This window comes from Mycobacterium sp. E136 (genome assembly GCF_001666865.1).
Taxonomy (GTDB): domain Bacteria; phylum Actinomycetota; class Actinomycetes; order Mycobacteriales; family Mycobacteriaceae; genus Mycobacterium.
In genome coordinates, this window is sequence record NZ_LZJE01000395.1 from 1 (window position 1) to 10,439 (window position 10,439).

The window sequence follows — 10,439 nt, forward strand, 5'->3', positions numbered from 1 at the left end:
AACTGTCGGCGCTGTGTGATCAGACGTCGGCCTCGGCCGCCAAGGAACTGGCCGACCTGTCCGATCCGCTGCTCGACATGGTGGTGCGGCTCGCCGTCGATGAAATGCGGTGGCATGACGTCCTTTCGGGGCTACGAGACGAAGAGTGGGCGTTCGCGGCGGTGGTGGCGCTCGGCCAGCACGTCGAGCAGCGGATCGGACAGGTCGGCCAGTTCCTTGGCGGCCGAGGCCGACGTCTGATCACACAGCGCCGACAGTTCGAAAGTGAGCGCCGCGACGTCGCCGGGATCGAGGGCGAGCAGTCGCTGGGCGGCCGTCGCCGAGTTCGTCATGGTGGTGTAGACGACCGAAAGCGCGGTCTGCTCAGCCGTCAGACCGGCGGCACGGCCCGTCCATCCCGCAGCCACCGCGAGGTGGGGGGTCGCGCCGAGCGACTCCCAGTCTTCGCCGGGCCACACCCGCCGGGCCAGCCGGACCAGGCCTCGGCCCTGCGCGCGCGACGCCTGGCGGGCTGCGGGTGCCGGTGTGCGAGCGTCGGTTTCGAGGTCGGCCCGGGCCGGGGTGAGTGTGCCGGTGTGCACCGCCGTCGCCAGGGAGGCAGTGACCAGTCCCTGGGTGCGGATGCGACGACGCAGATAGGCCCGCAGCGTGGCCACGTCGGCGACCAGTCCGCTGGTGACTGCCTCCTCGACGCCGCCGGAGTGCACGTGCCCGCCGGTCGGCAGCCGCGAATCGGCAAGTGCGAGAAGCGTGGTCAAGTTCGTCATCGTCAGAAGAGGAAATACCGTTGCGCCATCGGCAATTCGGTCGCCGGCTGCTCCTGCCACACGTCGCCGTCGATGCGGACGGTGAACGTGTCGGGGTCGACCTCGATGCGAGGCAGTGCGTCGTTCAGCGGCATATCGGCTTTGCCCACCTTGCGGACATCCTTGACCGCAACGAGGCGCCGCTTCACGTCGATCCGATCGGCGAGCCCGTCGTCGACGGCCTGCTGCGAGACGAAGTGCACGGACGTGGCGGCGGCGGCCGACGGCGCCGCGCCGAACATGGGACGCGGCAGCACCGGCTGCGGGGTGGGGATCGACGCGTTGGCGTCTCCCATTGCGGCCCAGGCGATCATGCCGCCCTTGAGCACCGCGTGCGGTCGCACCCCGAAGAACGCGGGCTCCCACAACACCAGGTCGGCGAGCTTGCCCACCTCGACCGACCCGATCTCACCGTCGAGACCGTGCGCGATCGCCGGGCAGATCGTGTACTTGGCGACGTAGCGGCGTGCGCGGTGATTGTCGGACTGCTTCGGTCCGGTCGGGTCGCCGTCGAGCGCTCCGCGTCTGCGCTTCATGACGTGCGCGGTCTGCCAGGTGCGGATGACCACCTCCCCGATGCGGCCCATCGCCTGCGCATCGCTGCCGATCATCGAGATCGCGCCGATGTCGTGCAACAGGTCCTCGGCGGCGATGGTGGAGGGACGGATACGGCTCTCGGCGAACGCGAGATCCTCGGGGACACTGGGGTTGAGGTGGTGGCACACCATCAACATGTCGAGATGCTCGTCGAGCGTGTTGACCGTGTGCGGCCGCGTCGGGTTGGTCGAACTCGGCAGCACGTGCGGCTGCGCGGCGACGGTGATGATGTCGGGCGCGTGTCCGCCGCCTGCGCCCTCGGTGTGGTAGGCGTGGATGGACCGACCGGCGATCGCGCCGACGGTGTCCTCCACGAACCCCGCCTCGTTGAGGGTGTCGGAATGCAGCGCCACCTGGACACCCGATGCGTCGGCCACGCTGAGGCAGGCGTCGATCGCCGCGGGCGTGCTGCCCCAGTCCTCGTGCAGCTTGAAACCCGAAGCGCCGCCCCGCAATTGCTCCCACATGGCCTCGGCGCTGACGGTGTTGCCCTTGCCGAGCAGTGCGATGTTCACCGGCCAGGAGTCCAGCGATTCGAGCATGCGGGCCAGATGCCATGCGCCGGGGGTGACGGTGGTGGCTTTGCTGCCCTCCGCGGGACCGGTGCCGCCGCCGACCATCGTGGTGATGCCGCCGCCGAGCGCCTCGGCCATGGTCTGCGGGCAGATCAGGTGCACGTGGCAGTCGATGCCGCCGGCGGTGACGATGCGGCCATTGCCGCCGATGATCTCCGTCGAGGGACCCACGACCAGATCGGGATGCACGCCCGACATGATGTCCGGGTTGCCGGCCTTGCCGATCGCGGTGATGCGACCGTCGCGAATGCCGATGTCGGCCTTGATGACTCCCCAGTAGTCGAGGATCACCACACCGGTGATGACGGTGTCGGGTGCCCCGTCCGCACGCGTCGCACGGCCCTGGCCCATCGACTCACGCAACACCTTGCCCCCGCCGAAGACGGCCTCGTCGCCGGCGACCTCCGCTCCCCCGCTGCGGTCCTCGGTGATCTCGATGAACAGGTCGGTGTCGGCCAACCGGATCCGGTCGCCGGTCGTCGGCCCGAACAGTGCACCGTATCTGGCGCGCGGCAACCGGGTCATCGGGCTCCTCTCATCGGTCAAGCCGGCCGGGCGGGTTCAGGCTCAAGCCGTGCACCTCACGCGAGCCCCCCAGCGGGACGAGCGAGACAGTCTGGGCCACACCGGGTTCGAACCGCACCGCGGTGCCCGCGGGGATCTCGAGCCGGTGGCCGTGCGCGGTCGGACGGTCGAAGGACAGCGCGGCGTTGGCCTGCGGCAGGTGTACGTGGCTGCCCACCTGCACCGGTCGGTCTCCGGTGTTGACAATCTCGATCGAGAGACGCGGGGCGCCGGGATTGATCTCGATATCACCGTCCCCGTACAGGATCTCGCCGGGCACCATCGATTCGGTCACGGGATCGGATGGTGGACGGTGACGAGCTTCGTGCCGTCGGGAAACGTCGCCTCGACCTGGACGTCGTCGAGCATCTCGGGCACGCCGTCCATCACGTCGTCGCGGCGCAGGACCTCGCGGCCGCTCGCCATGAGCTCGGCCACGGTGCGTCCGTCGCGTGCTCCCTCCAGGAGGTGGTCGGTGATCACCGCGACCGCCTCCGGATGGTTGAGCTTCAGACCGCGGGCCTGCCGGCGCCGCGCCAATTCGGCCGCGTAGGAGATGAGCAGGCGGTCCTGCTCATGCGGGGATAGACGCATAGTGGGCGATATTGCCACGGAGCGCGGCGATCAGCAGCGCACGCGAAGGCCTACTCGGCGGGCATGTTCTGCAGCCGTACCTGCCCACGGGCGACGACCTTGTCGTTCTCGTCGGTGATGACGATCTGCCACAGCTGCTGGCGCCGACCGCGGTGAATCGGCGTGGACACCGCGGTGACGCTGCCCGACGAGATTGCCCGCAGGAAGTCGGTGTTGTTGTTGACGCCGACGACGTTGCCGCCTCCATGGTCGGCGAGCCACACCGCCGCCGACACGCTCGCCAGGCTCTCGACGATCGAGCAGTACACGCCGCCGTGCACGATGCCGTAGGGCTGCAGCAGCTTGTCGGTGATCGTCAGCTGCGCACGGCCGCCGTCGGGTCCGAGGTCGAGATAAGTGAGGCCGAGCTCTTTGTCGTAGCCCTTACCCAGGTCGGATGGCAGGTCGGAAGTCACGCAACGTGTTTACACGCCGTCGAACTCCATGACCGCGTCGGGTGCTGCGAGTTAGGGTCGGCCATGGCCAAGTCCGCGAAAGAGCTCGTAGAAGCCGCCAACGCCGTGGTGCCGAAGATCTCCCACGACGAGGCGAAAGACTTGATCGGCAAAGGCGCGTTGGTCGTCGACGTCCGCGACGCCCCCGAGGTGGAGAAAAGCGGAAAGGTGGCAGGCGCCGTCCACGTGCCGCGCGGCATGCTCGAGTTCCGCGCCGACCCGGGGTCGCCGTACCACGACCAGAACTTCTCCAAGGACAAGCCGGTCATCGTGTATTGCGCGTCCGGCGGCCGCTCGGCCCTGGCCGGTCAGGCGCTCAAGGAACTCGGCTACGAGAACGTCTTCAACCTCGGCGGCTTCGGCGACTGGGCCGACGGCGGTGGGGCGGTCGAGGAGGTTTGATCGAAAAGCGTTGAGCCAGCCCCGCGTTCGGCGGCAATGCGAACGGGCCCCGCACCAATGGTGCGGGGCCCGTCCTCCGTGTGGACCGGGGGTCTCTGCAGCCCTCAGGACTCCGGCGCGGTCCGGTGGTTCAGTTTTCGATCACTGCAAGAGCATAGGCAAGGCTTGCCTAATTAAGCAAGACCTTCCCCGCATTCGATCGCGAGGTGCCCCGGACGGGAAGTCCGAAGCCGACCAGAGCGTCGAGCACGGCCTGGCTGCGGCGCATGCTCGTCCACTCGCTCGAACCGGCGAGCAGCGGCACCTGCGTGGCCGCGGAAACCACCGCCCCGCCCACGACGTGCCACATCGACGCGACCGACATAGCGCCGCCGCTGATCTCCGCCAGCTTGGTGAACAGGGGCGCGAGCGCGCGGTGACTGCGGTGCGCCACCCACGTCGTCAACGCAGCCTCGCTCGGCAGCGCCACGATCCCCTCGCGCGTCGACCGGTCGATGTGACCCGACCCGCGCTCGAAGCACGGATCGTCCGGCAGGGCCCGCAGTGTCGGATCGACGACGCCGACCCAATCGATCGCACCCTCGGAATCCACGTGCACCCACAGGTTCTCCAGCCCGGTGTCCCAGGCCCGGCCCTCGAGGACGACCAGCGGTACGACCCGGCCGACGACGACGTGGGCGAGCGTGGCCGCCAATTGATGGGCGACCGCCGCGCGGCTGTCAGTCTCCTCGGCCGCGAGGTCGAACATCGTCTGCAGACGGTCCGTGGTCAGCGCATCGGCCAGCGGCCACCAGCGCCGCCGGGACAGGTCACCCATCACCGCGACGCCGTAGACGCGCGGACACTCGGGGTAGAGCGCGCGTAGCCGCCGACTCGACTCATGCAGCGGCAGGATCCGGCGGATCGCCATGCTTGCGATGAGTGGATCGTCGACCAATACCGTCATGGGGCCTCCCGATATCGAGTTAGGTAAGGCTTACTATAGCTGTGCGCGTCACGACGGCTAGACCCTGTGACTGCTTTCACACAGGGCCGCAAAGCGGCGGTGACCACGGCGGAAGGTTCGCGCAGTCGTCGGCAAAGCCTTGTCCGCCAGGCGAAATACGACGCACGGTAGTAACAAGTAGTACGCTGGTCCAATAGCCTCTAGGAGATGAACGGACGATGGCGAAGTTGACGCGTCTAGGGGAACTGGAACGCGCTGTGATGGATCACCTGTGGTCCTCGCGCGAGCCCCAAACCGTGCGCCAGGTTCACGAGGCGCTCTCCGCCGAACGCGACTTGGCGTACACCACGATCATGACCGTGCTGCAGCGGCTGGCGAAGAAGAACCTCGTCGTGCAGCACCGCGACGACCGCGCCCACCGCTACGCCCCGACTCACGGCCGCGACGAGCTGGTCGCGGGGCTGATGGTCGATGCGCTCGACCAGGCCGCCGATTCGGGCAGTCGGGAGGCGGCGCTGGTGCATTTCGTCGAGCGGGTCGGCGCCGACGAAGCGGCCGCGTTGCGCCGCGCGCTGGCCGAGCTGGAAAGCAAGGATCGCGTTACGCCGCCCGCTGGTAATTCGGGCACCGGCTGAGAGAGACTTACAGCGTGTCCGCGCTGGCCTTCACCATCCTGGCGCTGGTCCTGTCCGGACCGGTGCCGGCTCTTCTGGCGCGCGCGTCCTGGCCCTTCCGCGCACCGCGGGCGGCGATCGTGTTGTGGCAGGCCATCGCATCGGCCGCGGTCCTGTCGGCCTTCTCGGCCGGGATCGCGATCGCGAGCAGGCTTTTCGCGCCCGGGCCCGACGGTAGGCCGACCGCAGGCATCACCAGTGAGATCGCCGTCATGGGGTGGCCGGTGTGGATCGCCTACGTCGTCGTCTTCGCGCTGACGCTGGTGATCGGCGCCCGGTTGATGGCCGCGGTGTTGCAGGTCGCGATCGCGACGCGACGCCGTCGTGCGCATCACCGGATGGTCGTCGACCTCGTGGGCAAGTCGCAGACGTGGGCCCGCGCGCACGCCGGCGACGGGCTGCGCATCCTCGACGTGGATCAGCCGCTGGCCTACTGCCTGCCCGGGGTGCGCAGCCGCGTGGTGGTCAGCGAGGGCACACTGACGACGTTGGAGGACAACGAGATCGCTGCGATCCTCACCCACGAACGGGCGCACCTGCGCGCCCGGCACGACCTGGTGCTCGAGATGTTCACCGCCGTGCACGCGGCCTTCCCCCGCTTCGTCCGCAGCGGAAGCGCATTGCACGCCGTGCGCCTGCTGGTCGAGATGCTGGCCGACGACGCCGCGGTGCGCATCGCCGGTCCCACTCCCCTGGCCCGCGCGCTCGTCGCGTGCGCGGCCGGGCGCACGCCGTCGGGTGCGCTGGCCGCGGGCGGGCCCACCACCGTGCTGCGGGTGCGCCGCCTCGGCGGGCGACCCAACAGCCGGGTGCTGGCCGCTGGCGCGTACGCGGCCGCGGCGGCGGTGCTCGTGGTCCCGACCGTCGCGGTGGTGCTGCCGTGGCTGACCGAGCTGCAAAGGCTGTTCACCGCTTAAGGGACAAGCCACTCCCGAACCATGCGTTCACACAACAAAACAACGAAAGGCTGCCCGAATGAGCTCTGACGCTTCCGCATCGACCACCGGTACCGCTCAAATCGGGGTGACCGGGCTCGCCGTCATGGGGTCCAACATCGCGCGCAATTTCGCCCGGCACGGGTACACCGTTGCGCTGCACAACCGGTCGGTCGCCAAGACCGATGCGCTGCTCGAACAGCACGGCTCCGAGGGCAAGTTCGTGCGCAGCGAGACCATTGCGGAGTTCCTCGACGCGCTGGAGAAGCCGCGCCGGGTGCTGATCATGGTCAAGGCCGGTGACCCCACCGACGCGGTGATCAACGAGCTCGCCGACGCGATGGAAGAGGGCGACATCATCATCGACGGGGGCAACGCGCTCTACACCGACACGATCCGGCGCGAGAAGGCGATGCGCGAACGCGGTCTGCACTTCGTCGGGGCGGGCATCTCCGGCGGCGAGGAGGGCGCGCTGAACGGGCCGTCCATCATGCCCGGCGGCCCGGCTGAGTCCTACAAATCGCTGGGCCCGCTGCTCGAGGAGATCTCCGCACACGTCGACGGCGTGCCGTGCTGCACCCACATCGGCCCCGACGGCGCCGGCCACTTCGTGAAGATGGTGCACAACGGCATCGAGTACTCCGACATGCAGCTGATTGGCGAGGCCTATCAGCTGCTGCGCGACGGGCTGGGCAAGTCGGCGGGCGAGATCGCCGACGTCTTCGACGAGTGGAACTCCGGCGACCTGGACAGCTTCCTGGTCGAGATCACCGCGAAAGTGCTGCGCCAGAACGACGCCAAGACCGGCAAGCCGCTCGTCGACATCATCCTCGACGAGGCCGAGCAGAAGGGCACCGGACGCTGGACGGTGAAGTCGGCCCTCGATCTCGGCGTCCCGGTGACCGGCATCGCCGAGGCCGTGTTCGCTCGCGCGCTGTCCGGATCGGTGACCCAGCGCAAGGCCACCACCGGGCTGGCGTCGGGTGATCTCGGCGAAAGGCCCAGCGACGCCGAGAAATTCACCGAGGACGTCCGCCAGGCGTTGTACGCGTCGAAGATCATCGCCTACGCGCAGGGCTTCAACCAGATCCAGGCGGGCAGCGCCGAGTACGACTGGGGCGTCACGCCCGGCGACCTGGCCACCATCTGGCGCGGCGGCTGCATCATCCGGGCCAAGTTCCTCAACCGGATCAAGGATGCGTTCGACGAGGATCCCGACCTGCCGACGCTGATCGTCGCGCCGTACTTCCGCAGCGCCATCGAGGCGGCGATCGACAGCTGGCGCCGAGTCGTGGTCACGGCCACCGAGTTGGGCATCCCGATCCCGGGTTTCGCCTCGGCGCTGTCGTATTACGACGCGCTGCGCACCGAGCGCCTGCCCGCCGCGCTCACCCAGGGCCTTCGCGACTACTTCGGTGCGCACACATACGGGCGCATCGACGCCGACCCCGCCAAGCGGTTCCACACGCTGTGGAGCGGGGACCGCAGCGAGGTCGAGGCCTGACGCCATACCCGGCGAGCAGACGTAAAACTGCCGCTTTTCGGCCAAAAATGGGCAGTTTCGCGTCTGCTCGGCCGAGGACTGGCGCGCAACTAGACTTGAGCCGACATGCGTTTTCTGGAGGGCCACCGGCCCGCATATGACCTGACCTACAACGACGTCTTCGTCGTCCCCGGACGCTCCGACGTCCAGTCGCGGATGGACGTCGACCTGTCGACCTCCGACGGCTCGGGCACCACGATCCCCGTCGTCGTCGCGAACATGACTGCGGTCGCGGGCCGACGGATGGCCGAGACGGTGGCCCGCCGCGGCGGCCTCGTCGTGCTTCCGCAGGACCTGCCGATCTCGGCGGTCAACGAGACGGTCGACTTCGTCAAGAGCCGCGACCTCGTCGTCGACACCCCCGTCGTGCTCTCCCCCGACGACTCGGTGTCCGATGCGACCGCGCTGATCCACAAGCGCGCGCACGGCGCCGCGGTCGTGGTGTTCGAGGGCAGGCCGATCGGACTGGTGACCGAGGCCAACTGCGAGGGCGTCGACCGCTTCACCCGCGTGCGCGACATCGCCATCTCCGACTTCGTCACCGCGCCGGTGGGGACCGAACCGCGCAAGGTCTTCGATCTGCTCGAGCACGCACCGGTCGACGTGGCGGTGTTGACCGAGAGCGACGGCACGCTGGCCGGTGTGCTGACGCGCACCGGCGCGATCCGGGCGGGCATCTACGCCCCTGCCGTCGACGAAAGGGGCCGGTTGCGGATCGCCGCCGCGGTCGGCATCAACGGCGATGTCGGCGCCAAGGCGCGCGGCCTGGCCGAGGTCGGTGTCGACCTGCTCGTGATCGACACCGCGCACGGGCACCAGGTCAAGATGCTCGACGCGATCGAGGCGGTGGCGGCGCTGGACCTCGGTCTACCGCTCGCCGCGGGCAACGTCGTCTCCGCCGAGGGCACCAGGGACTTGGTCAACGCGGGCGCCTCGATCGTCAAGGTCGGCGTCGGGCCCGGCGCCATGTGCACCACGCGGATGATGACCGGCGTCGGCCGGCCGCAGTTCTCGGCGGTCGTCGAATGCGCCGCTGCAGCAAGAGAATTGGGCGCCCACGTGTGGGCGGACGGCGGCATCCGCCACCCGCGCGACGTCGCGCTCGCGCTGGCGGCGGGCGCCTCCAATGTGATGATCGGCTCCTGGTTCGCCGGCACCTACGAATCCCCCGGCGACCTGATGCGCGACCGCGACAACCAGCCGTTCAAGGAGAGCTACGGCATGGCGTCCAAGCGCGCGGTGGCCGCCCGCACGGCCGGCGACGGCGCGTTCGACCGGGCCCGCAAGGCGCTGTTCGAGGAAGGCATCTCGACATCGCGGATGGGGCTGGACCCGTCCCGCGGCGGCGTGGAGGATCTGCTCGACCACATCACGTCCGGGGTGCGCAGCACGTGCACCTACGTCGGCGCCGCCAATCTCGCCGAACTGCACGAGAAGGTCGTGCTCGGCGTGCAGTCCGCGGCCGGCTTCGCCGAGGGCCACCCGCTGCCCACCGGTTGGTGATCCCGCACCCGCCCCATCACCCGTTACCATGGGTTTTCTTCAGTCCTCTACGCGAAAGGGATCACGTGCCGCAGGCACCCGTCGAGGTCCGGGTTGCAGAGGGGCCCGAGGGGGCCGAGCGGCCCGAGCCTCCCGACGCCGAGCCTTCCTCTAGACGGCCGGGCCAGCGGCCCGGCATCCGCGTGGAGACCACCCGATGAGCGTCGTCTCGTCGCTGTTGGCTCTACTCGCATTCGTCCTGTTGACCGCGGGCACCGCGGTTTTCGTCGCCGCCGAGTTCTCGCTCACCGCGCTCGAGCGCAGCACGGTGGAAGCCAACGCGCGCAGCGGCAACCGGCGCGACCAGCTGGTCCGACGGGCGCACCGCACGCTGTCGTTCCAGCTCTCCGGCGCCCAGGTCGGCATCTCGATCACCACGCTCGCGACGGGCTTTCTGGCCGAACCCGTCGTGGCCCGGCTGATCCACCCGGCGCTTGACGCGATCGGCGTACCGCCGCAATACACCGGCGGGATCGCGCTGGCGCTGGCGATCCTGATCGCCACCTCGCTGTCGATGGTGTTCGGCGAGCTGGTGCCGAAGAACCTGGCGGTCGCCCGACCGGTTCCGGTGGCGCGGTGGTCGGCCGCGCCGCAGTTGCTGTTCTCGGCGCTGTTCACACCGCTGATCCGGCTGACGAACGGCACCGCCAACGCGATCTTGCGCCGGCTGGGCATCGAGCCCGCCGAGGAGCTGCGCTCGGCGCGTTCCCCGCAGGAGTTGGTGTCGCTGGTGCGCAGTTCGGCCCGCAGCGGTGCGTTGGACCCGA

The 10,439-nt window shown here is 69.2% G+C and carries 12 protein-coding genes; 6 read left to right on the top strand and 6 right to left on the bottom strand.

Going from position 1 to position 10,439, the window contains the following annotated elements:
• Positions 1-131: 131 nt before the first annotated feature.
• Genes A5698_RS26960 through A5698_RS26980 form a run of 5 tightly spaced genes read right to left on the bottom strand, consistent with a single transcriptional unit; the run spans position 132 to position 3,591 of the window.
• A complete protein-coding gene (locus A5698_RS26960) occupies positions 132-767 on the bottom strand; it encodes an urease accessory protein UreF (RefSeq protein WP_068303381.1) in 636 nt (211 codons plus the stop codon).
• A gap of 2 nt (positions 768-769) precedes the next feature.
• Positions 770-2,503: an urease subunit alpha gene (locus tag A5698_RS26965; RefSeq protein ID WP_068303384.1), complete on the bottom strand. Its 1,734-nt coding sequence runs from the start codon at positions 2,501-2,503 to the stop codon at positions 770-772.
• A gap of 10 nt (positions 2,504-2,513) precedes the next feature.
• A complete protein-coding gene (locus A5698_RS26970; protein ID WP_068303404.1) occupies positions 2,514-2,825 on the bottom strand; it encodes an urease subunit beta in 312 nt (103 codons plus the stop codon).
• 8 nt (positions 2,826-2,833) lie between these two features.
• Positions 2,834-3,136 (bottom strand): urease subunit gamma, encoded by a 303-nt coding sequence (locus A5698_RS26975; RefSeq protein ID WP_067083031.1) that lies wholly within the window; start codon positions 3,134-3,136, stop codon positions 2,834-2,836.
• Positions 3,137-3,186: 50 nt separating this feature from the next.
• Positions 3,187-3,591, bottom strand: a complete 405-nt coding sequence (locus A5698_RS26980) for a PaaI family thioesterase (RefSeq protein WP_068303386.1) — start codon at positions 3,589-3,591, stop codon at positions 3,187-3,189.
• A gap of 63 nt (positions 3,592-3,654) precedes the next feature.
• Between A5698_RS26980 and A5698_RS26985 the strand changes: the two genes are divergently transcribed.
• Positions 3,655-4,032, top strand: coding sequence for a rhodanese-like domain-containing protein (locus A5698_RS26985; protein WP_068303388.1), 378 nt, complete (start codon positions 3,655-3,657; stop codon positions 4,030-4,032).
• Between the two features lie 169 nt (positions 4,033-4,201).
• On the opposite strand, the gene A5698_RS26990 is transcribed toward A5698_RS26985, so the two are convergent.
• Positions 4,202-4,978 (bottom strand): iron reductase, encoded by a 777-nt coding sequence (locus tag A5698_RS26990; protein WP_068303390.1) that lies wholly within the window; start codon positions 4,976-4,978, stop codon positions 4,202-4,204.
• Positions 4,979-5,196: 218 nt separating this feature from the next.
• Between A5698_RS26990 and A5698_RS26995 the strand changes: the two genes are divergently transcribed.
• The 5 genes from A5698_RS26995 to A5698_RS27015 all read left to right on the top strand — a co-directional run.
• Entirely contained in the window at positions 5,197-5,613 is a 417-nt protein-coding gene (locus tag A5698_RS26995; RefSeq protein ID WP_068303393.1) for a BlaI/MecI/CopY family transcriptional regulator, read from the top strand.
• A gap of 14 nt (positions 5,614-5,627) precedes the next feature.
• Entirely contained in the window at positions 5,628-6,569 is a 942-nt protein-coding gene (locus A5698_RS27000; protein ID WP_068303395.1) for a M56 family metallopeptidase, read from the top strand.
• A 58-nt stretch (positions 6,570-6,627) separates the two neighbouring features.
• On the top strand, positions 6,628-8,091 hold the full coding sequence (gene gnd / locus A5698_RS27005) for an NADP-dependent phosphogluconate dehydrogenase (protein WP_068303398.1): 1,464 nt from the start codon (positions 6,628-6,630) through the stop codon (positions 8,089-8,091).
• A gap of 105 nt (positions 8,092-8,196) precedes the next feature.
• Positions 8,197-9,633 carry a GuaB1 family IMP dehydrogenase-related protein gene (locus A5698_RS27010; protein WP_068303401.1) on the top strand — a complete coding sequence of 479 codons (1,437 nt, stop codon included), beginning with the start codon at positions 8,197-8,199 and terminating at the stop codon, positions 9,631-9,633.
• 196 nt (positions 9,634-9,829) lie between these two features.
• Positions 9,830-10,439 (top strand): CNNM domain-containing protein (locus A5698_RS27015; RefSeq protein WP_156670915.1); only part of this gene is annotated, 610 nt, incomplete at its 3' end.